This is a genomic window from Pseudomonas sp. S2_E02 (assembly GCF_054668355.1).
In genome coordinates this window covers 2,644,966-2,667,478 of the sequence record NZ_CP162761.1, presented here as the reverse complement: position 1 = coordinate 2,667,478, position 22,513 = coordinate 2,644,966, and the positions used below count along the sequence as shown (strand labels likewise).

Below are 22,513 nucleotides of genomic sequence, written 5' to 3'. Positions count from 1 at the left end.
GTTGGGGAGGGTGTTTCTTCAGCGGCCGAAATGGCCGGTACTCAGAAACTGACCCGGTGCGGTTGTGGGAGTTTTAGAACGATAAGTTATAAGCGGCGCCGTCAGACCAGTGGGCCAACGTCATGGCCATGGTCTTCAGTTCATTTGCCGCGAATCAACCGACGTAACGCAAAGCGGTTGGGGTGACAGGCTTCGGCGACACTGCGTGGCAGCGGCAGAGGTTCATTGTCCAGCCATGCGGCGAGCAGTTCGCCGGACAATGGCGCGGTGATCAGCCCGCGAGAGCCGTGGCCGCTGTTGACGTATAAACCGTCCAGCCAAGGGCAGGCGATGTCCGGCACTTGGCGGGCGTCTTTGCTCAGCGCCGAGTAGGTGTCGAGGAACGCTTCGCGGTCGGCGAGGGGGCCGACAATCGGCAAATAGTCAGGGCTGGTGCAGCGAAAGGCTGCGCGGCCCTGAAGATTTTCGACCGGCTGTTCACTGATGTGCAGACGCGTAACCAGATCGCTTGAGATCTCTTCGAGCATCGCCAGATTGCCCACGTGTTCGGCGGTGGTCGGCGTCAGGTCATCGCTGTTGAAGTCGAAACTGGCGCCGAGCGTGTGTTCGCCCAGACGGGCGGGAGCGACGTAGCCTTCGGCGCAGACCACAGTGGCCAGTGCCTGGCTTTCTGCGGTTTCGGCGAGACGGGTGATCTGCCCGCGAATGCGCTTGAGCGGTAACTCGGCGCTCTGCGCAAAACATTTGATGTCGGCGGCACCGGCCAACACCACGACCGGCGCGCTGGCGAGCAAGCGGTCACCGTCGCGGGCTTGCCACTGGTCATCGACCCTGCGCAGTTGCAGTGCTTGGCAATGATTGAGCAGTTCGATGTTCGCCTGCGCCGCTTGCGCCTGACACAACGCCGGCGGATGCACCCAACCGCCTTCGGGATAGTACAAGCCGCCATGGGCCAGACCGACCCCGGCACGGGCCTGCGCCTCGGGCTGATCCAGCCACTGCAACAGGTCTTCCGGGAAGGCTTCGGCCAACTGGGCGTGACGCTCGGCTTCCTTGGCATTGAACGCCAGTTGCAGCACGCCGCAAGCGTCCCAGTCGGTGCCGCGTTGCAGGGTTTCCAGCAGGCGTCGGGTGTAACCGAAACCGCTGACGATCAGTTGCGACAGTGCCGTGCCGTGGGCGGACAATTTCAGGTACAGCACGCCCTGCGGATTGCCCGAGGCTTCTTGCGCCACCGCCGCATGGCGTTCGAGCAACGTCACCTGCCAGCCACGTGCGGCCAGGCTGGACGCCGTGGCGCAGCCGGCGAGACCGGCGCCAATCACCAGCGCTCGACGTTCAGCCGCGATCGGTGCAGGACGAGCGAACCAGGGTTTTTCCGGTGTCGGCGGCGTCACTTCCGCCGGCCAGCCGAGAAACTCGCCACGGAGGATTTCCCACTTGTGACCGATGCCCGGCGTGCGCTTCATTTTGAACCCGGCGGCGTTGAGCAAACGGCGGACCCAACCGGTACTGGTGAAGGTGCTGATGGTTGAGCCGGGCGCTGCCAGTCGCGCCAGCTCGACAAACAGTTCGGCAGTCCACATGTCGGGGTTTTTCGCCGGGGCGAAACCGTCGAGAAACCACGCATCAATCTGCGCGTCGAGTTGCGGCAGTTGTTCCAGGGCATCGCCGATCAACAGCGTCAGCGTCACGCGGCCGTGGGCCAGGGTGATGCGCTGAAAGCCGGCATGGATCGCCACGTAATGCCGTAGTAACTGATCGGCCAGTGGCTTGAGTTCCGGCCATAGGGCAAGCGCACGTTTCAGGTCGGCAGGGCTCAGCGGGTATTTTTCGACGCTGACAAAATGCAGGCGCGCACCCGCCATGGCGTGCCGCTCGAACAACTGCCAGGCGCAAAGAAAATTCAGCCCGGTGCCAAACCCGGTTTCGCCGATGACCAGTCGCCCACCCGCCGGCAGCGCGGCAAAACGCTCGGCCAGGCGGTTCTGTTCGAGGAACACGTAACGGGTTTCTTCCAGCCCTGACTGGTCGGAAAAGTACACGTCATCGAATACCCGCGAACGCGGGCGTCCGTGGTCATCCCAATCGAGTTGGGCGTGGGGCAATACAGGTTTCATGGCAGGCTCGGCAACGACAAGGCGGCCATTCTAGCCGATCGCGCAGGGGCTGCTTGATCCATGGCAAGGCTTGCGCCCGTTGACTCACGGACAATCCGCCAGCCGTGGGAATTTCTGCGCCGCTGCTGTGCCCAATCCGCTAGTCTTGCTGAATCCTGGAAGGAGCCGTCCCATGTTTGAATCCGCTGAAATCGGTCACGCCATCGACAAAGACACCTTTGATGCGGCCGTCCCGGCATTGCGTGAAGCCTTGCTCGAAGCTCAGTTCGAACTGCAGCAGCAGAAGCGTTTTCCGGTGATCATCCTGATCAACGGCATTGAAGGCGCGGGCAAGGGCGAGACGGTCAAGTTGCTCAACGAGTGGATGGACCCGCGCCTGATCGAAGTGCGCACGTTCGATCAGCAGACCGATGAAGAGTTGTCGCGGCCACCGGCGTGGCGCTACTGGCGAATGCTCCCGGCCAAGGGGCGCATGGGCATCTTTTTCGGCAACTGGTACAGCCAGATGCTGCAGGGGCGGGTGCATGGCTTGTTCAAGGATCCGCGTCTGGATCAGGCGATCGCCGGCGCCGAGCGTCTGGAAAAGATGCTCCGCGATGAAGGCGCGCTGATCTTCAAGTTCTGGTTTCACCTGTCCAAGAAACAGATGAAGGCCCGGCTCAAAGCATTGGCCGATGATCCGCTGCACAGCTGGCGCATCAGCCCGCTGGACTGGCAGCAATCGGAAACCTACGACAAGTTCGTCAAATACGGCGAGCGCGTGCTGCGCCGTACCAGTCGCGATTACGCGCCGTGGCATGTGATCGAAGGCGCCGACGCCAACTATCGCAGCCTGGCGGTCGGCAAGATTCTCCTCGAAGGTTTGCAAAATGCGCTGAAGCGTCCGGACGTGCATCCGCACGATGTCAGCGCCGCGCCGTTGGGCACGCCGGTCGATCAGTTGAACCTGCTCGACAGCCTCGACCTGACCCAGCGTCTGGAGAAGAAAGACTACGAAGAACAACTGATCACCGAGCAGGCGCGCTTGTCTGGGCTGATGCGCGACAAACGCATGCGCCGCCACGCGCTGGTGGCGGTGTTCGAAGGCAACGATGCCGCCGGCAAGGGCGGGGCGATCCGTCGGGTCGCGGCGGCGCTCGATCCACGGCAATACAACATCGTGCCGATCGCCGCACCGACTGAGGAGGAGCGCGCTCAGCCGTACTTGTGGCGCTTCTGGCGGCACATTCCGGCGCGCGGCAAGTTCACCGTGTTCGACCGCTCTTGGTACGGCCGGGTGCTGGTAGAGCGGATTGAGGGCTTCTGCACGCCGGCCGACTGGTTGCGTGCCTACGGCGAAATCAACGATTTCGAAGAGCAGCTGTCCGACGCCGGAGTGATCGTCGTCAAGTTCTGGCTGGCTATTGATAAAGATACGCAGATGGAGCGTTTCCAGGCGCGCGAAGCGATCCCCTTCAAACGCTTCAAGATCACCGAAGACGACTGGCGCAACCGCGACAAGTGGGACGCCTATCGCGCTGCCGTCGGCGATATGGTCGACCGCACCAGCTCGGAGATCTCGCCATGGACGCTGATCGAGGCCAATGACAAGCGCTGGGCCCGGGTGAAGGTGTTGCGCACGATCAACCGTGCACTGGAAGAGGCCTTCGAGAAATCCGACAAGCACGCGAAGAAACACAAGGACTGAGCCGATAGACGCGCATACGCGGGGTGAATGATTGTCGCGGTGGTTGATGCGGTGGACTTATGCTCGGTCCACTCTCAACCGACCACAACAATGAGGTATGCCATGCGTGAAGTGGTGATCGTCGACAGCGTGCGGACTGGCCTGGCCAAGTCCTTTCGCGGCAAGTTCAACCAGACCCGTCCCGATGACATGGCGGCCCATTGCGTCAACGCGCTGCTTGAGCGCAACGACATCGATCCGGCCAGCGTCGAGGACTGCATTGTCGGCGCCGGCTCCAACGAAGGCGCGCAGGGCTACAACATCGGTCGTAACGTCGCGGTGCTGTCGCGTTTGGGCACCGGCACCGCCGGCATGACCCTCAACCGTTTCTGTTCATCGGGCTTGCAGGCGATTGCGATTGCTGCCAACCAGATCGCTTCGGGTTGCAGCGACATCATCGTGGCCGGCGGCGTCGAGTCGATCAGCCTGACGATGAAAAGCGTCAACACCGATCACCTGATCAACCCGCTGCTCAAGCAGCAAACGCCGGGCATCTACTACACGATGGGCCAGACCGCCGAAGTGGTCGCGCGGCGTTATGGCGTCAGCCGTGAAGCGCAGGATCGCTATTCATTGCAGAGCCAGATCCGCACCGCTCAGGCGCAGGCTGCGGGACTGTTCAACGATGAAATCGTGCCGATGGCGGTGAAGTATCGCGTCGAGGACAAAAACACCGGTGCAGTGCAGATTCTCGACGGTGTGGTTGATCGCGACGACTGCAATCGCCCGGACACCACCTATGAAAGTCTCGCCGGATTGAAACCGGTGTTCGCCGAGGATGGTTCGGTGACGGCGGGCAACTCCTCGCAGCTGTCCGACGGTGCGTCGATGACGCTGGTGATGAGCCTGGAGAAAGCCTTGCAGTTGGGCCTCAAGCCGAAAGCATTTTTCCGCGGCTTCACCGTGGCCGGTTGCGAGCCGGACGAAATGGGTATCGGCCCGGTGTTCTCGGTGCCGAAGCTGCTCAAGGCCAAAGGCTTGCAGGTGGCGGATATCGATCTGTGGGAACTGAACGAGGCGTTTGCTTCGCAGTGCCTGTACAGCCGGGACCGGCTGGAGATCGATAATCAGAAATACAACGTCAATGGCGGCTCGATTTCCATTGGTCACCCGTTTGGCATGACCGGGTCGCGGCAGGTCGGGCATCTGGTGCGGGAGTTGCAGCGGCGTAATCTGCGTTACGGCATCGTCACCATGTGCGTGGGCGGCGGGATGGGCGCGACGGGGCTGTTTGAGGCGGTGCGTTAATCCTCAATTCACTAGTTGTCTGTTCAGCCCTCTTCGCGAGCAAGCTCGCTCCCACAGTAGATCTTCAGTGAACACTGATTTTGTGTACACCAGAGATCCAATGTGGGAGCGAGCTTGCTCGCGAAGGGATCTACCGGGTTTACCGGTTGGAATCCTGTAGCTGCATCCGCGCGATATACGCCTTTATTTCCTGCTCAGCCTTCTCGGGACTGTCGAACGGCCCCTCAAGGGTATTTTCCCGAGTGCTGAAAAACAGTTCGCCATTGACCCGGCACAAGCGATCACTGCGAAAGTGCGTGGCGGGGGCGCTGTCCTGCGCGCGCATTGCTAACATGATCGGTCTCCTTGGCTGGTGCGCTGAAAGGGATCCATTGAGCTTATGCCTGAAGCATTTGGCGCGCCTGTACAGCCGATCAACGGCGCGACGTCAATTTAATGCTGCGACCTGAACAGTTTCATTCGCGTCCTGGCCTTAACTGTCCCTGTGTGTCGGTTCATGGCGCGCCTAGAATGAGCGCACTTGTCAGCAGGCTTTGGGGTTTCCATGCACATTTCATCGGGTCGCTGGGTGTACGGCTTGTTCCTGGCGCTGCTGACCGCGTTTCTGTGGGGCATCCTGCCGATCAAACTCAAACAGGTGCTGCTGGTGATGGACCCGGTCACGGTGACCTGGTTTCGTCTGCTGGTGTCCGGTGGCTGTCTGTTCATCTATCTGGCGGCGGTGAAACGTCTGCCCAGTCGCAAAGTGCTGGGTCCCAGGGGTGGTTGGCTGGTGCTGATGGCGGTGCTCGGGCTGGTCGGCAACTATGTGCTGTACCTGATGGGGCTCAATCTGCTCAGCCCCGGCACCGCGCAACTGGTGGTGCAGATGGGCCCGATCATGTTGTTGATCGCCAGTCTGTTTGTGTTCAAGGAGCGTTTCAGTATTGGTCAGGGAATCGGGTTGGCGGTGCTGTTGATCGGTTTCGTGCTGTTTTTCAATCAACGACTGGCAGAGCTGCTGACCTCGTTGTCGGATTACACCGCCGGGGTGTTGCTGGTGCTGTTGGCGTCGACGGTGTGGACCTTTTATGCGCTGGGTCAGAAGCAATTGCTGACGGTATGGAATTCGTTGCAAGTGATGATGGTGATCTACCTGTTCTGCGCACTGTTGCTGACGCCGTGGGTGCATCCGCTCGAAGCGCTGAACCTCAGCCCGTTGCAGGGCTGGCTGCTGCTGGCGTGCTGCATGAACACGTTGATTGCCTATGGCGCGTTCGCTGAAGCGCTGGCGCATTGGGAAGCGTCGCGGGTCAGTGCGACGTTGGCGATCACGCCGTTGGTGACCTTTGGCGCGGTGGCGATTGCGGCGGGGATATGGCCCGAATATGTGCATGCCGAGCAGATCAACGGGTTGGGTTATGGCGGGGCGGTGCTGGTGGTGCTGGGGTCGGCGCTGGTGGCGTTGGGGCCTTCGTTGATTGCCGGGTTGAAGGCGCGGCGGTTGAAGATGGCAGCCAGTTAAACCGCGTCGCCCCCGTTCGCGAGCAAGCTCGCTCCCACATTCGACTGCATTCTCATGTTGGAAATGCGCCCAAATGTGGGAGCGGGCTTGCTCGCGAAGACGGACTTTCAGGCTCTACAAAACTTAACCCTTGGCGCCTGCCTCGATCATATTCTCCGGCCGCACCCACGCATCAAACTCTTCATCCGTCAGATAGCCCAACGCCAACGCCGCCTCACGCAAGGTCAGCCCTTCGCTGTAAGCCTTCTTGGCGATCTCCGCTGATTTGTCATAACCAATGTGCGGATTCAGTGCCGTCACCAGCATCAGCCCGCGCTCCAGGTGTCGGGCCATGACTTCGGCGTCCGGCTCCAGCCCGGCAATGCAGTGCTGCTGGAAGTTGCTGCAGCCATCGGCGAGCAGGCGGATCGATTGCAGCAGGTTGTGGATGATCACCGGTTTGAACACGTTCAACTGCAAGTGACCCTGACTCGCGGCAATGCCGATGGTCACGTCGTTGCCCAGCACCTGACAGGCGAGCATCGACAATGCCTCGCACTGGGTCGGGTTGACCTTGCCGGGCATGATCGAGCTGCCCGGCTCATTTGCCGGCAGCCGCACTTCGGCAAAACCTGCGCGGGGACCGGAGCCGAGCAGGCGCAGGTCATTGGCGATTTTCATCAGCGCCACGGCGAGGGTTTTCAGCGCGCCGGACAGGCTGGTCAGCGGTTCGTGGCCGGCGAGGGCGGCGAACTTGTTCGGCGCGGTGACGAAGGGCAGGCCGGACAGCGCCGCCAGTTCTGCAGCAATCGCCTCACCAAAACCATGCGGCGAATTCAGCCCGGTGCCGACCGCGGTGCCGCCCTGAGCCAGTTCACACACGGCTGGCAACGCAGCGCGGATTGCGCGTTCGGCGTAATCCAGTTGCGCGATGAACCCGGACAACTCCTGACCGAAGGTGATCGGCGTCGCATCCATCATGTGCGTGCGACCGGTTTTCACCAGTTTCATGTGCCGCGCGGCCAGTTCGGCGAGGCCGCCAGACAACTCGGCAATCGCCGGCAGCAGTTGTTCCTGCACGGCCTGGGCGGTGGCAATGCTCATGGCGGTGGGGAAGCAGTCGTTGGAGCTTTGCGAGCGGTTGACGTGATCGTTCGGGTGCACCGGCGTCTTGCCGCCGCGCGGGTTGCCGGCCAGTTCGTTGGCGCGCCCGGCGATGACTTCGTTGACGTTCATGTTGCTCTGCGTGCCGCTGCCGGTCTGCCAGACCACCAGCGGAAACTGGTCGTCGTGCTGGCCGTCGAGCACTTCGTCGGCAGCCTGTTCGATCAGGCGGGCGATGTCGGCGGGCAAATCGCCGTTACGGTCGTTGACCCGTGCAGCGGCTTTCTTGATCAGGGCCAGAGCGTGCAGTACCGGCAGCGGCATGCGTTCCTGACCAATGGCGAAGTTGATCAGCGAGCGTTGCGTCTGAGCACCCCAGTAGGCGTCGTCCGGGACTTCGATCTGGCCCAGGCTGTCGGTTTCGATACGGCTCATCGTGCACACTCCTGTTGGTCTGTTTGCGCAGTTTAGGCCGGCATCGGCCGTGGTGGTTCCCTCGAACCGACTGTTGACCGGTAAAACCCGGCCAATCAAGCACGGCAAGGCTCGGGGGTTGAGCCACGAGGTTTTTTAGGCGCAGAATGGTCGCCCTTGGGGTTTTACCTCGCCTAGCTGAAAAGGAAACTCGATGACTCGTCTTCGTGCCATCTGCACCGCGGTTGCACTGGTTTGCGCCAGCGGCCAGGTGCTTGCCGATACCGCCAGCCACAACGCCAGTGCTGAAGCTTTCCTGACCCTGGCGCACGCTGACAAGCTGGGCACTCCGGTGTACATGCAAGTGCAGCAAATGTTCGCTCAGCGTTTTGAACAGACCAAAGCCCCGGAAGCCAAGAAAGCCGTACTGGAAACCTACCAGGCCAAGGCCAACGCCGCCCTGGACCAGGCCATCGGCTGGAACAAGCTCAAGCCTGACATGGTCAAGCTTTACACCAGCAACTTCAGCGAATCCGAGCTGAAAGACCTGGTCGCGTTCTACCAGTCGCCACTGGGCAAGAAAGTCCTGGAAAAAATGCCGCAGCTGACCCAGCAATCGGCCCAGATGACCCAGGCCAAACTGGAAAGCGCCGTGCCTGTCGTCAACAAGCTGCTCGACGACATGACCAAAGAGCTGGATCCGAAAGGCGCTGCTGCGCCGGCCAAGAAGAAGTAAGCGGAGTTCGTGATGACCATGCAACAACGCATCGAATCGACGCTAGCCCTGCTTCAGCCTGAGCACCTGCAAGTGCTGGACGAAAGCCACATGCACAGTCGCGGGTTGCAGACGCACTACAAGGCCGTGGTGGTCAGCGCGCAGTTCGACGGCCTGAACCGGGTCAAGCGCCACCAGAAAGTCTACGGCACGCTCGGTGAGCTGATGGGCGAGTTCCATGCGTTGGCGCTGCACACCTACACCCCGCAGGAATGGGCAGAGATCGGCGCCGCTCCGGCATCGCCGACCTGTGCTGGCGGCAGTAAGCATTAAGCTTCGGTTTTTTGCTAGAATCCGCAACGCGCCGCTCACCCGGCGCGTTTTTTTTTGAATCCGGTTCACCCTTTGCGAGGGTAGCCACCTGGAGAAATACCCATGACACAACCGATTGTCGTGGCGGCACTGTATAAGTTCGTCACCCTCGAAGATTACGTCAACCTGCGCGAGCCGCTGCTGCAAGCGATGGTCGACAACCAGATCAAAGGCACCCTGCTGATCGCCGAAGAAGGCATCAATGGCACGGTGTCCGGCACTCGCGAAGGCATCGACGGTCTGCTCGCCTGGCTCAAGAACGACCCACGCATGATCGACATCGATCACAAAGAGTCGTACTGCGACGAGCAGCCGTTCTATCGCACCAAGGTCAAACTGAAGAAAGAGATCGTCACCCTCGGTGTCGAAGGCGTCGACCCGAACAAAAAGGTCGGCACCTACGTTGATCCGCAAGACTGGAACGCGTTGATCAGTGACCCGGAAGTGCTGTTGATCGACACCCGTAACGATTACGAAGTATCGATCGGCACTTTCGAAGGCGCCATCGATCCGAAAACCACCAGTTTTCGCGAATTCCCCGACTACATCAAAGAACACTTCGACCCGGCCGTGCACAAGAAGGTCGCAATGTTCTGCACCGGTGGCATTCGCTGCGAGAAAGCTTCGAGCTACATGCTCGGCGAGGGTTTCGAAGAGGTTTACCACCTCAAGGGTGGCATCCTGAAGTACCTCGAAGAGGTGCCGCAGGAAGAAACCAAGTGGCAGGGCGACTGCTTCGTGTTCGACAACCGCGTGACCGTGCGTCACGACCTCAGCGAAGGCGACTACGATCAATGTCATGCCTGTCGCACACCGGTCAGTGTTGAAGATCGCACCAGCGAGCATTACGTTGCCGGCATCAGTTGCCCGCATTGCTGGGACACGTTGAGCGAGAAAACCCGCCGCAGCGCCATCGACCGGCAGAAGCAGATCGAACTGGCCAAGGCGCGCAACATGCCGCACCCGATCGGCTACAACTACAAGCAAGCATCCACCGAGGCTTAATCATGTCTGCGCGCCTGCTCTATGTGATGGATCCGATGTGTTCGTGGTGCTGGGGTTTTGCTCCGGTGGCCAAGGCATTGGTTGAGCAGGCGCAAGCAGCCGGGGTGGAGTTGCATCTGGTGGTCGGTGGTTTGCGCACCGGCAGCGGCTCGGCGCTGGAGCCGACCACGCGTCGCTACATTCTTGAACACTGGCAAGCGGTCACCGAGGCCACCGGTCAACCGTTCAAGTTTGAAGGTGCGTTACCTGACGGTTTTGTCTACGACACCGAGCCTGCCTGCCGCGCGATCGTCACGGCGCGCAGTCTGGCGCCGGATTGCGCGTGGACATTGGTCGGACTGATCCAGCAGGCGTTTTACGCTGAAGGCCGCGATGTCACCCAGGCCAGTGTATTGGTCGATTTGGCGGAGAAGGCCGGTGTGCCGCGCATCGAGTTCGCGGCGTTGTTCGATCATGCCGATCAGCACAAAGCCACTCAGGCCGATTTCAGTTGGGTGCAGGATCTGGGCATCGCCGGTTTCCCGACCCTGCTCGCCGAACGCAATGGCCAACTGGCGCTGCTGACCAATGGCTATCAACCGCTCAGCGAACTGTCGCCATTGCTCGGCCGCTGGCTGGAGCGCGCCGCCTGTGCCTGACCTGGCCGATGACACGCCAGCCGTAAAGCGTGTCGACCGGCTGAGCTGGGCAGAAGTCCGGCGACTGGCACTCACTCACAAAAAATCCCTATGGATTGCCAACGGCGTGGCTGTGCTGGCGACGCTGTGCAGCGTGCCGATTCCATTGCTGTTGCCGCTGCTGGTGGACGAAGTCCTGCTCGGCCATGGCGATGCCGCGCTGAAAGTCATGAACCATGTGCTGCCGACGATGTGGCAGCAAGCGGCCGGCTATATCGGCCTGATGTTGCTGGTGACCCTTACCCTGCGTTGCAGTTCGCTGTGCTTTGGTGTGTTGCAGTCGCGGCTGTTTGCACGGCTGGCCAAGGACATCGTCTATCGTATTCGCGTGCGTCTGATCGAACGCCTCAAGCGGATTTCCCTCGGCGAATACGAAAGCCTCGGTAGCGGCACAGTAACGACGCACCTGGTCACCGATCTGGATACCCTCGACAAATTCGTCGGCGAAACCCTCAGTCGCTTTCTGGTGGCGATGCTGACGCTGGTCGGCACCGCGAGCATCCTGATGTGGATGCACTGGAAACTGGCGCTGCTGATTCTGCTGTTCAACCCGCTGGTGATCTACGCCACGGTGCAGTTGGGCAAACGCGTCAAACACCTGAAGAAGCTTGAGAACGACAGCACCTCGCGCTTCACCCAGGCGTTGAGCGAAACCCTTGATGCGATTCAGGAGATCCGTGCCGGCAACCGTCAGGGTTTCTTCCTCGGGCGGCTCGGTCTGCGCGCGCAGGAAGTGCGTAACTACGCGGTCAACTCGCAGTGGAAAACCGACGCGTCCAACCGTGCCAGCGGTTTGTTGTTCCAGTTCGGCATCGACATTTTCCGCGCGGCGGCGATGCTCACGGTGTTGTTCTCCGACCTGTCGATCGGCCAGATGCTCGCGGTGTTCAGCTACCTGTGGTTCATGATCGGCCCGGTTGAACAACTGCTCAATCTGCAATACGCCTATTACGCGGCGGGCGGGGCGCTGGCGCGGATCAACGAACTGCTGGCGCGCGCCGATGAGCCGCAATATCCCGGCGGTGTCGATCCGTTCAAGGGCCGGGACACCGTAGGTATTCAGGTACAGGGCCTGAGCTTCGGCTACGGCGATGACCTGGTGCTGGATCAGCTGAATCTGTCGATTGCTCCCGGTGAAAAAGTTGCGATTGTCGGCGCCAGTGGCGGCGGCAAAAGTACCCTCGTGCAATTGCTGCTCGGGCTCTATACGCCACTGTCCGGCACCATCCGCTTCGGCGGTTCGACCCAGCAGGAAATCGGTCTGGACACGGTTCGCGAAAACGTCGCGGTGGTGTTGCAGCACCCGGCGCTGTTCAACGACACCGTGCGCGCCAACCTGACCATGGGCCGCACCCGCAGTGACGAGGCGTGCTGGCAGGCGCTGGAAATCGCTCAGCTCGAAGCGACCATCCGCGCCTTGCCCAATGGTCTGGACAGTATCGTCGGCCGCTCCGGCGTGCGCCTGTCCGGCGGGCAGCGGCAACGTCTGGCCATCGCGCGGATGATCCTCGCCGAACCGAAAGTCGTGATCCTCGACGAAGCCACCTCGGCCCTCGACGCCGCCACCGAGTACAACCTGCATCAGGCCATGGCGCGCTTCCTCAATGGCCGCACCACGCTGATCATTGCCCACCGACTGTCGGCGGTGAAACAGGCTGATCGCGTGCTGGTGTTCGATGGCGGTCAGGTCGCTGAAGATGGCGATCATCAGCAGTTGATTGCCGATGGTGGTCTGTATGCCAAGCTCTATGGTCATCTGCAGCAGATCCAGCGCCCTTGAGTTTCGTGCCGGTTTCTGTGCTTAGTGCTTGAATTGCATTAAGTAAAATCACTCGGAACGCCCGTACAGTCCCGCCATTTGCACAATCGACCTAGAGGACGGCAGAGCTGTCCCTTTGACTTGGCGAAAATTAGCCTAGGCTGAGCTGTCAGGAGCGGGATTTTCCGGTGTTCATCTGGCAGTGCTTGCGCAAGGGATCTCATGAAGCAAAAGCGGACTCTCGGAACGCCACGGTTGTTGGGCATCGTCTGGCCATTTATTGCCGTCGTGTTGTTTCAAGCGTTATTGGGCGGCGTGAGTCTTTACGTGCTCTCGGCGGTTCGCGGTTACGTCGCTGGTGAAAGCCTCTGGTCCAAGGGCCAGAAAGACGCGATTTACTATCTCAATCTCTACGCCGACAGCCGTGACGAGGCGATTTTCCTCAAGTACCGCACTGCGATCGGTGTGCCGCAAGGCGGGCATCAGTTGCGCCTGGCGCTGGATCATCAACCGCCGGATCTGGCCGCGGCGCGCGAAGGCATTCTCAAGGGTGGCAACCACCCGGACGATGTTTCCAGCCTGATCTGGCTGTACCTCAACTTCCGCCATTTCAGTTATCTGGAAACCGCAATTGACCGCTGGACGGTCGGTGACGCCTATCTGGTCGAGCTGGATGACGTGGCGCAGGAGATGCACCGCAGCATTTCGCAAAACACCGCCAGCAGCGCCGATATCCAGGGTTGGAAGGCACGCATTTTTGCCATCAACGATGGCGTGACCCCGGCCGCGAAAGCCTTCAGTGATGCCTTGGGCGAAGGCTCGCGGATGATCCTGCGGCTGCTGCTGTTGACCAATCTCGCCACGGCGCTGGGGCTGATCGTGCTGGCCCTGTGGCGCACGCACAAGTTGCTCAAACAGCGCCATGCCTTTGCCGAGGCGCTGCAACTGGAGAAGGATCGGGCGCACGTTACCTTGCATTCGATCGGTGATGGCGTCATTACCACCGACGTCAGCGGCGCTATCGATTACATGAACCCGGCCGCTGAAGCCATGACCCACTGGAAAGCCGAACAGGCGGCGGGTTTGCCGCTGGCGGCATTGTTCAATCTGCTCGACGACAACGCCCAGTCCGAAGGGCTGACCCTGATCGAGCACATTCTCAGCGGCAAGCTCAGTGGCGGCAGCGAACACTCGAAGCTGATCCAGCGCCTTGATGGCACGACATTGTCGGTGACCCTGGTCGGCGCGCCGATCCGTAATGCCGGAAAGGTCAGTGGCACGGTGCTGGTGTTGCACGACATGACCCAGGAACGGCAATACATCGCCAATCTGTCGTGGCAGGCCACCCATGACGCGCTGACCGGGCTGGCTAACCGTCGCGAGTTCGAATATCGCCTGGAGCAGGCGCTGCACAATCTCACCCGCCATACCGGGCGGCATGCGCTGATGTTCCTCGATCTTGATCAATTCAAACTGGTCAACGACACCTGCGGCCATGCCGCCGGCGATGAGTTGTTGCGGCACATTTGTACGCTGCTGCAGTCCGGGCTGCGCGAGGGCGATACGCTGGCGCGACTGGGTGGTGATGAGTTCGGCATTTTGCTGGAGAACTGCGCGCCGGACGCGGCGGAAAAGATTGCCGAGGCGCTGCGTCAGACTGTGCAGAATCTGCACTTTGTCTGGAAGGGGCGGCCGTTCCTGACCACCGTGAGTATTGGCCTGGTGCATATCGCACAAATCCCGACGACCCTCGAAGCCTCATTGCGTGCCGCAGATATGGCCTGTTACATGGCCAAGGAAAAGGGCCGCAACCGCGTGCAGGTTTATCACGCTGACGATTCCGAACTGTCCCTGCGCTTTGGTGAGATGGCCTGGGTGCAACGCTTGCACATGGCCCTGGAAGAAAACCGTTTTTGTCTGTACGCCCAGGAAATCGCTCCGCTCAAGCCGGGTGACAACAACGGTGGGCACATCGAGATTCTGCTGCGTCTGCACGATGAAGCGGGGCGGATGATTCTGCCGGACAGTTTCATTCCCGCCGCCGAGCGCTATGGTTTGATGAGTCAACTGGATCGTTGGGTAGTTCAGAATGTATTCAAGGTTATTGCTCAATGTATTGCCCAAGAACATCAACAACCTTTAGCAATGTGTGCGATTAATCTGTCAGGCATTACTATAGGAGATGACGCGTTTTTGCACTTTCTGCGGGAACAGTTTGTTAACTATGCAATACCGCCTGAAATGATTTGTTTTGAAATTACAGAAACCAGTGCAATTTCAAATCTGGGCAGTGCAATAAGATTTATTAATGAACTCAAAGGCTTGGGTTGCTATTTTTCGTTAGATGATTTTTGCGCCGGAATGTCTTCATTCGCTTATCTGAAACATTTGCCTGTAGACTTCCTGAAGATCGACGGGAGTTTCGTAAAGGATATGCTGGACGACCCGATTAACCGCGCAATGGTCGAAGTGATCAATCACATCGGGCATGTCATGGGTAAAAAGACAATTGCCGAGTTTGTTGAAACAACCCAGATCGAGCAGGCCCTGCTTGAAATTGGTGTGGATTACGCTCAGGGTTATGTTATAGAACGCCCACAGTTGTTTACCTGCGACAGTTTGCAAAGTCGGCCCGCCAGACCGCAACCGCTGTTATTCAAAGCGCCTGGCACGTTCCGTTGAAGTCTCTCGCCGATCCTTACAATCACAAATCAAAAGGAGCCGAACAGTGATCGACACATTCAACCGAACCGGACCACTCATGGAAGCTGCAAGTTATCCTGCCTGGGCACAACAGCTCATTGCGGATTGCAGCGAGAGCAAGCGCCGGGTTGTCGAGCATGAACTTTACCTGCGCATGCGTGATAACAAGCTCAGCGCCAGAACCATGCGTCAGTACCTGATCGGGGGCTGGCCGGTGGTTGAGCAGTTTGCGCTGTACATGGCGCAGAATCTCACCAAAACCAGGTTTGCCCGGCATCCGGGCGAAGACATGGCGCGGCGCTGGCTGATGCGCAATATCCGCGTTGAACTCAATCATGCGGATTATTGGGTGCACTGGAGTCGTGCACATGGCGTCAGTCTGGAAGACCTTCAGGCCCAACATGTGCCGCCCGAACTGCATGCCTTGAGTCATTGGTGCTGGCACACCAGCTCAGCCGATTCGTTGATTGTGGCCATCGCGGCCACCAACTATGCCATCGAAGGCGCGACCGGGGAGTGGTCGGCGCTGGTCTGCTCCTCCGGCGTGTATGCCGCAGCGTTTCCCGAAGAGGATCGCAAGCGCGCGATGAAGTGGTTGAAGATGCATGCCCAGTACGACGATGCCCATCCGTGGGAGGCGCTGGAAATCATCTGCACCCTGGCCGGGATGAACCCGAGCAAGGCCTTGCAGGCCGAGTTGCGTCAGGCCGTCTGCAAGAGCTATGACTACATGTATCTGTTTCTGGAGCGTTGCATGCAACTGGAGACGTCGGAACGCTTGCTGGTCAACCGAGAGCGCAGGGCGGTAGTCGAGAGCTGATTCAAGCCTCACGCAATACCAATGTGGGAGCGAGCCTGCTCGCGAAGGGGTCATGTCAGTCAGCACTGCGTTGACTGATTCACCGCTTTCGCGAGCAAGCTCGCTCCCACACTGTTTTGTGTTGCCTGAAAGGCTTAGCCCGCCATCGCCAGGCGGTTGCGACCTTCACGCTTGGCCACATACAACGCACTGTCAGCGCGGCGCAGCAAGCTGTCAGCCGATTCGCCCGGCAACAACGTCGAACATCCCAGGCTCACCGTCAATTCAATCAACTGCCCATCGGCATAGTATTCGGCCGCCTGCGTCGCATAGCGCAGTCGTTCGCCGACCATCGCTGCCGCTTCCCGGCTGGTATTGGACAGCAGCACCAGAAACTCCTCACCACCGTAACGGAACACCATGTCGACGTTGCGCAGTTGCGCCTTGATTGTCGCGGCGATGGCTTTAAGCACGTCATCGCCGGCGCTGTGGCCATGGCTGTCGTTGACCCGTTTGAAGTGGTCGATATCGAGCATCAGCAGCGACAACGGTTGTTGATGTCGGCGAGACATATCGATCTCCCGCTGCAGGGTTTGCTCCATGGCGATGCGGTTACCGGCGCCGGTCAGCGGATCGCGCAGGGCACTCTGAGTCGCCTCGCGATAAAGCAGCGCGTTGCGCATCGGGTACAGCAAGGATGACAGTAACGACTCCAGCTGACCTTGTTCCTTGTCGTTGAAGCGCTGATTGCGACGGAACACCAGTTCGCCCATATGCTCGCCTTCGTGGCTCAGGGTATAGCTGATCGAGTGGTGGCCGCGGGCACCGAACTCCAGACGCAGGTCACTGCCCTGATGCACGTAGCTAAGCGCGTCCAGGGGCACGAGACGCTGAACTTCGCGGAAAAACAGACCGAGGATGCGTTGCGGTTCGAGGCTGGTTTGCAGTTGCAGGCTCATTTGCTGGCGCAATTGCGCAAGACTGGCCGGTCGCTCCAGAAGGGGAGGCAGCTGACCAAAGCCCAGGCGTTGCAATTTGGCACTGTCAAAGTCAATTGCATTGGTCTGGGAGGGTGATTTCATATGGCGTGAGCCCCTAAAGCAGTAAGTCTGTCTTACAGGCTGGGTGAGAGCGGCTATGGGCTGCGCGTCATACTGATCCATCAGTCCCGTAGGACATTTGGCGTAAGTTTAGTCTGCCTGAAGACGATTAGTCAGCTATCGAATTCGGCCTTGCCCCACTGCCTTCACACGGCATGCTTTGAGGAAATTTAGAGCGAAAGTCGTGCCATTCGGTTCGGTTTTATTTAAACCGTTTGGAATCAATAAGTTGGCTGATCAAGGGGGAGGGGCGCGGTGGAAAATTGACTGAAATATGACAGTCGCCAGCGGCAAATGCATGCCGCGACAGGAATCTGCCGCGGCAACAAAAGCGACGTATGGCAGTTATTGCGCGTTGAAGGCCTGGCCATTGATGCCGGTGCTGTCCGGGCCCATCAGGTACAGGTAGACCGGCATGATTTCTTCCGGTGTCGGGTTGTTCAGCGGGTTTTCCCCCGGATACGCCTGGGCGCGCATGCTGGTGCGCGTGCCGCCCGGGTTGATGCTGTTGGAGCGTACCGGCGCGACACCGTCGACTTCATCGGCCAGGGTTTGCATCAAGCCTTCGGTGGCGAACTTCGATACGCCATAAGCGCCCCAGTACGCACGGCCCTTGCGCCCGACGCTGCTGGAGGTGAACACCACCGAGGCATCCTGCGACAGCTTGAGCAGCGGCAGCAGGGTGCTGGTCAGCATGAACATGGCGTTGACGTTGACTTGCATGACGCGCATGAAGTTTTCACCGGACAACTGTTCGATCGGCGTGCGCGGGCCGATGATCGAAGCGTTGTGCAGCAGGCCGTCGAGGTGGCCGAACTCGGTCTCGATCATCGCGGCCAGCTCATCGTACTGATGGGGCAGGGCGGTTTCGAGATTGAACGGAATCACGGCGGGTTGCGGATGCCCGGTAGCCTCGATCTCGTCATACACCTGCGTCAGGTTCGCTTCGGTTTTGCCCAGCAGCAATACCGTAGCGCCATGGGCGGCGTAGGTTTTTGCGGCTGCCGCGCCGATCCCGCGACCGGCACCGGTGACCAGAATGACCCGATCCTTGAGCAATTCGGGGCGAGCGGAATAATCAAACATAAAAACCTCATCAAGTCAGATCGTTCCCACGCTCTGCGTGGGAATGCAGCCAATGACGCTCTGCGTCAGGTCTCAGCAACTGCAAAGCGCGCTATCGAGCACCTTGCGCAGCTCCGACGGATGATCCACCACCACGTCCGCCCCCCAATGCCGCGGGTTGTCGTCCGGGTGGATGTAGCCGAACGTCACCGCTGCCGTTTTCGTACCGGCATCGCGCCCCGATTCGATATCACGCAGATCATCGCCGACAAACAGCACCGTCGCCGGATCCAGATCAAGCATCTTGCACGCGAGGATCAATGGCTCCGGATCCGGCTTGCTGTTCTTCACGTGATCCGGGCAGATCAGCAAGGCCGAACGCTCAGCCAATCCCAGTTGCTGCATGATCGGCTCGGCAAAGCGCAGTGGCTTGTTGGTGACCACGCCCCAGATCAGCTTGGCCTTTTCGATATCGGCCAGCAGTTCACCCATGCCGTCAAACAGTTTGCTGTGCACGGCGCAGCCAACCAGATAGCGCTCAAGGAACTCCAGACGCAGTTCTTCGAAGCCCGGCGATTCCGGGTCCATCGAAAACGTCACCGCGACCATGGCTTTGGCGCCACCGGAAATCTCGTCGCGGATGTGCTTGTCGTTGATCGGCGGCAAGCCGCGATCTGCACGCATGGCCTGGCAGATGGCGATGAAGTCCGGCGCCGTGTCGAGCAGGGTGCCGTCCATGTCGAAAAGAACTGCTCTGATCGCCATCGGCTTACTCCTCGCGCAGGGTCTGGATCATGTAGTTGACGTCAACGTCGCTGGCCAGTTTGTAGTGCTTGGTCAGCGGGTTGTAGGTCAGGCCGATGATGTCTTTGACGGTCAGGCCGGCCATGCGGCTCCAGGCACCCAGCTCGGACGGGCGGATGAATTTCTTGAAATCGTGGGTGCCGCGCGGCAGCAGCTTCATGATGTATTCAGCGCCGATGATGGCGAACAGGTAGGCCTTCGGGTTGCGGTTGATGGTCGAGAAGAACACCTGACCGCCCGGCTTGACCATGCGGAAGCAGGCGCGGATCACTGACGACGGATCCGGCACGTGCTCGAGCATTTCCAGGCACGTGACCACGTCAAACTGCTCCGGCATTTCTTCGGCCAGGGCTTCGGCGGTGATCTGGCGGTACTCAACGCTGACGCCGGATTCCAGTTGATGCAGTTGCGCGACCGCCAGCGGCGCTTCGCCCATGTCGATGCCCATCACCGTGGCACCGCGTTGCGCCATGGCTTCGCTGAGGATGCCGCCGCCGCAACCGACGTCGAGGACTTTCTTGCCGGCCAGATTGACCCGCTCGTCAATCCAGTTGACCCGCAGCGGGTTGATGTCGTGCAGTGGTTTGAACTCGCTTTCGCGGTCCCACCAGCGATGGGCCAAGGCTTCGAATTTGGCGATTTCAGCGTGGTCGACGTTGCTCATGTTTAATCCTCTAAAACTTTAAAAGTGCTGTAGCCCTGGCGTTTGCGCCAAGGTGTTTACGATTCGGTGTGGCCGCTGATGCGCTGGCCCCAGGTCCGGGCGGTGGCGCCCAGTTGCTCTTCGTCCATGCGCGTCAGGCGGCGGTCGTCGAGCAGTTGCTTGCCGGCGACCCACAGGTGTTTCACGCAATCGCGACCGGTGGCATATATAAGCTGCGAGACCGGGTCATATACCGGTTGCTGGGCCAGGCCGGACAGGTCGAAAGCGACGATGTCGGCAGCTTTGCCAATTTCCAGCGAGCCGACTTGCGCCTCGATCCCCAGTGCGCGCGCGCCGTTGAGTGTGGCCATGCGCAGCGCTCGATGGGCGTCGAGTGCGGTGGCGGAACCGGCGACGGCTTTGGCCAGCAGCGCAGCGGTACGGGTTTCGCCGAGCAGATCCAGATCGTTATTGCTGGCGGCGCCATCGGTGCCAACGGCCACGTTGACGCCAGCCTGCCACAAACGCTCGACCGGGCAGAAGCCGCTGGCGAGTTTCAGGTTCGATTCCGGGCAGTGGATCACGCTGGTGTTGCTTTCTACCAGTAACGCCAGGTCGTCATCGCTGATCTGGGTCATGTGCACGGCCTGGAAGCGCGGGCCGAGCAGGCCGAGACGGCCGAGGCGCGCGAGCGGACGTTCACCGCGCTGCTCCAGCGCTTGCTGAACTTCGAAAGCGGTTTCGTGCACGTGCATATGGATCGAGGCGTCCAGCTCCTCGGCAATCACGCGGATTTTCTCGAGGTTTTCGTCACCGACGGTGTACGGTGCATGGGGGCCGAAGGTGATCTTGATCCGTTCATGGTGCTTGAGATCGCCGAACAACTCGACGCCCTGACGAATGGCTTCATCGGCGCTGCTGGCGCCCGGAATCGGGAAATCAAGGATTGGAATGGCGATCTGCGCGCGAATGCCGCTGTTGTGCACGCGCTCGCTGGCGACTTTCGGGTAGAAATACATGTCCGAGAAACAGGTGATGCCGCCCTTGATCTGCTCGGCGATAGCCAAATCAGTCCCATCGCGAACGAAATCTTCATCGACCCACTTGGCCTCGGCCGGCCAGATGTGATTTTCCAGCCAGGTCATCAGCGGCAAATCATCGGCCAGGCCACGAAACAGCGTCATCGCCGCGTGACCGTGCGCGTTGATCAGGCCGGGGGCGAGCAGCACATCCGGCAATTCCCGGGTTTCTGTGGCGTTACACTTCAATGCTTCGGCGCGCGGGCCGATAAACACGATGCGACCGTCGCGAATGCCCAGGCCGTGCTCCTTGAGCACAACGCCTGCAGGTTCGACGGGTACCAGCCAGGTCGGCAGCAATAATAAGTCGAGCGCAATGGCAGGTTTCGGCATCGAGGGGCGGTTCCAGTGCTTTTGTAAAGGATGGCGAAGTATACCCGAGCGTCTTCGCGGGGGGATCGCTATAATCGGCGGCTTTTGTTCATGAGTACGGGGTGAGGGATGCGCGATCGACTGTTGGCTGCGGAGAAAGTAAAGGCCATCGATTGGCGAGATGGCGCGCTCCACCTGCTGGATCAGCGTATTTTGCCGTTCGAGGAAACCTGGATTGCCTACACCAGCGCCGCCGGCGTGGCCGAGGCGATTCGTTCGATGGTGGTGCGCGGTGCGCCGGCCATCGGCATCAGCGCAGCCTATGGCATTGTGCTGGCGGCCCGTGCCCGTCTGACCGAAGGTGGCGACTGGGCTGCGGCGCTGGAAGAAGATTTCGCCTTGCTGGCCGATTCTCGTCCGACCGCAGTCAATCTGTTCTGGGCGTTGGGCCGGATGCACGATCGACTGGATCGTCTGAAAGGCAACGCCGACCCGTTGGCGGCGCTGGAAGCCGAAGCCATTGCCATTCATGAAAGCGACCGCGAAGCCAACCTGACCATGGCCCAGCTCGGCGTTGACCTGATCCGCAAGCACCAGGGCAATGCGCAGGCGATTCTGACTCACTGCAACACCGGTGCGCTGGCTACCGGCGGGTTCGGTACGGCGCTGGGGGTGATTCGCGCGGCTTATCTGGAAGGCATGGTCGAGCGCGTTTACGCCGATGAAACCCGTCCGTGGCTGCAGGGTTCGCGCCTGACCGCTTGGGAACTGGCCAACGAAGGCATTCCGGTCACCTTGAATGCCGACTCCGCCGCTGCGCACATCATGAAAACCAAAGGCGTGACCTGGGTGATCGTCGGTGCGGACCGCATCACCGCCAACGGTGACGTGGCCAACAAGATCGGCACCTACCAACTGGCGGTCAACGCCATGCACCACGGCGTGCGTTTCATGGTGGTGGCGCCAAGTTCGACCATCGACATGAATCTGGCCAGCGGTGACGACATCCCGATCGAGGAGCGTGATGGCGCCGAGTTGCTCGAAGTGGGTGGCAAGCGCGTCGGCGCGGACGTTGAAGCGTTCAACCCGGTATTTGACGTGACGCCGGCCGACCTGATCGATGCGATCGTCACCGAAAAAGGCATCGTCGAGCGCCCGGATACCGCGAAAATGGCCCAGTTGATGTGCCGCAAGCGCCTGCACTGATTGGCTTGATGTCTGCGTTGTCCTCTTCGCGATCAGGCTCGTTCCCACAGGTTTTGTGAGCGCCACAGAACCCTGTGGGAGCGAGCCTGCTCGCGAAGGGGCCCTAAATGTCAATAAACATCGCTAAACCAAGCCCTGATTCTGCATTCAAAGAAGCTCTGAGCCTCTCTCGTCCCCGT

At 60.1% G+C, this 22,513-nt stretch carries 19 protein-coding genes; 11 read left to right on the top strand and 8 right to left on the bottom strand.

Annotated features, from left to right (window positions below; genetic code table 11):
* Positions 1 to 140: 140 nt before the first annotated feature.
* On the bottom strand, positions 141 to 2,120 hold the full coding sequence (gene mnmC, locus AB4O01_RS11830) for a bifunctional tRNA (5-methylaminomethyl-2-thiouridine)(34)-methyltransferase MnmD/FAD-dependent 5-carboxymethylaminomethyl-2-thiouridine(34) oxidoreductase MnmC (RefSeq protein ID WP_460091861.1): 1,980 nt from the start codon (positions 2,118 to 2,120) through the stop codon (positions 141 to 143).
* Between the two features lie 172 nt (positions 2,121 to 2,292).
* Between mnmC and pap the strand changes: the two genes are divergently transcribed.
* Both pap and AB4O01_RS11820 read left to right on the top strand, forming a co-directional pair.
* A complete protein-coding gene (pap, locus tag AB4O01_RS11825) occupies positions 2,293 to 3,807 on the top strand; it encodes a polyphosphate:AMP phosphotransferase (protein ID WP_460091859.1) in 1,515 nt (504 codons plus the stop codon).
* A 102-nt stretch (positions 3,808 to 3,909) separates the two neighbouring features.
* Complete coding sequence (locus AB4O01_RS11820) at positions 3,910 to 5,094, top strand: thiolase family protein (protein ID WP_427120430.1); 1,185 nt, start codon at positions 3,910 to 3,912, stop codon at positions 5,092 to 5,094.
* A 139-nt stretch (positions 5,095 to 5,233) separates the two neighbouring features.
* Here AB4O01_RS11820 and AB4O01_RS11815 read toward each other — a convergent pair whose 3' ends face one another.
* Positions 5,234 to 5,428, bottom strand: a complete 195-nt coding sequence (locus AB4O01_RS11815) for a DUF6316 family protein (RefSeq protein ID WP_093435328.1) — start codon at positions 5,426 to 5,428, stop codon at positions 5,234 to 5,236.
* A 210-nt stretch (positions 5,429 to 5,638) separates the two neighbouring features.
* On the opposite strand from AB4O01_RS11815, the gene AB4O01_RS11810 reads away from it, so the two are divergent.
* Entirely contained in the window at positions 5,639 to 6,598 is a 960-nt protein-coding gene (locus AB4O01_RS11810; RefSeq protein WP_116256294.1) for a DMT family transporter, read from the top strand.
* 123 nt (positions 6,599 to 6,721) lie between these two features.
* On the opposite strand, the gene AB4O01_RS11805 is transcribed toward AB4O01_RS11810, so the two are convergent.
* Positions 6,722 to 8,116 (bottom strand): class II fumarate hydratase, encoded by a 1,395-nt coding sequence (locus tag AB4O01_RS11805; RefSeq protein WP_007908383.1) that lies wholly within the window; start codon positions 8,114 to 8,116, stop codon positions 6,722 to 6,724.
* Between the two features lie 193 nt (positions 8,117 to 8,309).
* Between AB4O01_RS11805 and AB4O01_RS11800 the strand changes: the two genes are divergently transcribed.
* The 7 genes from AB4O01_RS11800 to AB4O01_RS11770 all read left to right on the top strand — a co-directional run bounded on the left by AB4O01_RS11800 (position 8,310) and on the right by AB4O01_RS11770 (position 16,146).
* On the top strand, positions 8,310 to 8,831 hold the full coding sequence (locus tag AB4O01_RS11800; RefSeq protein ID WP_034155305.1) for a DUF2059 domain-containing protein: 522 nt from the start codon (positions 8,310 to 8,312) through the stop codon (positions 8,829 to 8,831).
* Positions 8,832 to 8,843: 12 nt separating this feature from the next.
* Positions 8,844 to 9,143 carry a BolA family protein gene (locus AB4O01_RS11795; protein WP_064391455.1) on the top strand — a complete coding sequence of 100 codons (300 nt, stop codon included), beginning with the start codon at positions 8,844 to 8,846 and terminating at the stop codon, positions 9,141 to 9,143.
* Positions 9,144 to 9,245: 102 nt separating this feature from the next.
* Positions 9,246 to 10,187 carry an oxygen-dependent tRNA uridine(34) hydroxylase TrhO gene (gene trhO / locus AB4O01_RS11790; RefSeq protein WP_099756885.1) on the top strand — a complete coding sequence of 314 codons (942 nt, stop codon included), beginning with the start codon at positions 9,246 to 9,248 and terminating at the stop codon, positions 10,185 to 10,187.
* 35 nt (positions 10,188 to 10,222) lie between these two features.
* On the top strand, positions 10,223 to 10,825 hold the full coding sequence (locus AB4O01_RS11785) for a DsbA family protein (protein ID WP_460092255.1): 603 nt from the start codon (positions 10,223 to 10,225) through the stop codon (positions 10,823 to 10,825).
* Positions 10,818 to 12,644 carry an ABC transporter ATP-binding protein gene (locus AB4O01_RS11780; RefSeq protein WP_093435319.1) on the top strand — a complete coding sequence of 609 codons (1,827 nt, stop codon included), beginning with the start codon at positions 10,818 to 10,820 and terminating at the stop codon, positions 12,642 to 12,644. The genes AB4O01_RS11785 and AB4O01_RS11780 overlap by 8 nt, the downstream gene beginning before the upstream one ends.
* Positions 12,645 to 12,845: 201 nt before the next feature.
* The gene (locus AB4O01_RS11775) at positions 12,846 to 15,305 is read left to right on the top strand and encodes an EAL domain-containing protein (protein ID WP_460091855.1); all 2,460 of its coding nucleotides are present in this window, start codon (positions 12,846 to 12,848) and stop codon (positions 15,303 to 15,305) included.
* A 79-nt stretch (positions 15,306 to 15,384) separates the two neighbouring features.
* Positions 15,385 to 16,146 (top strand): TenA family transcriptional regulator, encoded by a 762-nt coding sequence (locus AB4O01_RS11770; RefSeq protein ID WP_460091853.1) that lies wholly within the window; start codon positions 15,385 to 15,387, stop codon positions 16,144 to 16,146.
* 134 nt (positions 16,147 to 16,280) lie between these two features.
* Here AB4O01_RS11770 and AB4O01_RS11765 read toward each other — a convergent pair whose 3' ends face one another.
* The 5 genes from AB4O01_RS11765 to AB4O01_RS11745 form a co-directional block, all read right to left on the bottom strand.
* Positions 16,281 to 17,207, bottom strand: coding sequence for a GGDEF domain-containing protein (locus AB4O01_RS11765; RefSeq protein WP_460091852.1), 927 nt, complete (start codon positions 17,205 to 17,207; stop codon positions 16,281 to 16,283).
* A 363-nt stretch (positions 17,208 to 17,570) separates the two neighbouring features.
* Entirely contained in the window at positions 17,571 to 18,311 is a 741-nt protein-coding gene (locus AB4O01_RS11760) for a YciK family oxidoreductase (protein WP_460091850.1), read from the bottom strand.
* 72 nt (positions 18,312 to 18,383) lie between these two features.
* A complete protein-coding gene (gene mupP / locus AB4O01_RS11755; protein WP_093435311.1) occupies positions 18,384 to 19,055 on the bottom strand; it encodes an N-acetylmuramic acid 6-phosphate phosphatase MupP in 672 nt (223 codons plus the stop codon).
* Between the two features lie 4 nt (positions 19,056 to 19,059).
* The gene (gene ubiG / locus AB4O01_RS11750) at positions 19,060 to 19,758 is read right to left on the bottom strand and encodes a bifunctional 2-polyprenyl-6-hydroxyphenol methylase/3-demethylubiquinol 3-O-methyltransferase UbiG (protein WP_093435309.1); all 699 of its coding nucleotides are present in this window, start codon (positions 19,756 to 19,758) and stop codon (positions 19,060 to 19,062) included.
* A 56-nt stretch (positions 19,759 to 19,814) separates the two neighbouring features.
* Positions 19,815 to 21,149, bottom strand: coding sequence for a TRZ/ATZ family hydrolase (locus tag AB4O01_RS11745; protein ID WP_093435307.1), 1,335 nt, complete (start codon positions 21,147 to 21,149; stop codon positions 19,815 to 19,817).
* Between the two features lie 108 nt (positions 21,150 to 21,257).
* Here AB4O01_RS11745 and mtnA point away from each other — a divergent pair, with 108 nt between their 5' ends.
* On the top strand, positions 21,258 to 22,334 hold the full coding sequence (mtnA, locus tag AB4O01_RS11740) for an S-methyl-5-thioribose-1-phosphate isomerase (protein ID WP_093435305.1): 1,077 nt from the start codon (positions 21,258 to 21,260) through the stop codon (positions 22,332 to 22,334).
* The last annotated feature ends 179 nt before the right edge of the window (positions 22,335 to 22,513 follow it).

Bases quoted from the DNA above. Each gene is read 5' to 3' on its own strand.
- AB4O01_RS11820 (WP_427120430.1), top strand. From the start codon at position 3,910: ATGCGTGAAGTGGTGATCGTCGACAGCGTGCGGACTGGCCTGGCCAAG.
- AB4O01_RS11760 (WP_460091850.1), bottom strand. From the start codon at position 18,311: ATGTTTGATTATTCCGCTCGCCCCGAATTGCTCAAGGATCGGGTCATT.
- AB4O01_RS11795 (WP_064391455.1), top strand. From the start codon at position 8,844: ATGACCATGCAACAACGCATCGAATCGACGCTAGCCCTGCTTCAGCCT.
- mupP (WP_093435311.1), bottom strand. From the start codon at position 19,055: ATGGCGATCAGAGCAGTTCTTTTCGACATGGACGGCACCCTGCTCGAC.
- mnmC (WP_460091861.1), bottom strand. From the start codon at position 2,120: ATGAAACCTGTATTGCCCCACGCCCAACTCGATTGGGATGACCACGGA.
- AB4O01_RS11815 (WP_093435328.1), bottom strand. From the start codon at position 5,428: ATGTTAGCAATGCGCGCGCAGGACAGCGCCCCCGCCACGCACTTTCGC.
- AB4O01_RS11810 (WP_116256294.1), top strand. From the start codon at position 5,639: ATGCACATTTCATCGGGTCGCTGGGTGTACGGCTTGTTCCTGGCGCTG.
- AB4O01_RS11775 (WP_460091855.1), top strand. From the start codon at position 12,846: ATGAAGCAAAAGCGGACTCTCGGAACGCCACGGTTGTTGGGCATCGTC.
- AB4O01_RS11765 (WP_460091852.1), bottom strand. From the start codon at position 17,207: ATGAAATCACCCTCCCAGACCAATGCAATTGACTTTGACAGTGCCAAA.
- AB4O01_RS11800 (WP_034155305.1), top strand. From the start codon at position 8,310: ATGACTCGTCTTCGTGCCATCTGCACCGCGGTTGCACTGGTTTGCGCC.
- mtnA (WP_093435305.1), top strand. From the start codon at position 21,258: ATGCGCGATCGACTGTTGGCTGCGGAGAAAGTAAAGGCCATCGATTGG.
- pap (WP_460091859.1), top strand. From the start codon at position 2,293: ATGTTTGAATCCGCTGAAATCGGTCACGCCATCGACAAAGACACCTTT.
- trhO (WP_099756885.1), top strand. From the start codon at position 9,246: ATGACACAACCGATTGTCGTGGCGGCACTGTATAAGTTCGTCACCCTC.
- ubiG (WP_093435309.1), bottom strand. From the start codon at position 19,758: ATGAGCAACGTCGACCACGCTGAAATCGCCAAATTCGAAGCCTTGGCC.
- AB4O01_RS11770 (WP_460091853.1), top strand. From the start codon at position 15,385: ATGGAAGCTGCAAGTTATCCTGCCTGGGCACAACAGCTCATTGCGGAT.
- AB4O01_RS11785 (WP_460092255.1), top strand. From the start codon at position 10,223: ATGTGTTCGTGGTGCTGGGGTTTTGCTCCGGTGGCCAAGGCATTGGTT.
- AB4O01_RS11745 (WP_093435307.1), bottom strand. From the start codon at position 21,149: ATGCCGAAACCTGCCATTGCGCTCGACTTATTATTGCTGCCGACCTGG.
- AB4O01_RS11805 (WP_007908383.1), bottom strand. From the start codon at position 8,116: ATGAGCCGTATCGAAACCGACAGCCTGGGCCAGATCGAAGTCCCGGAC.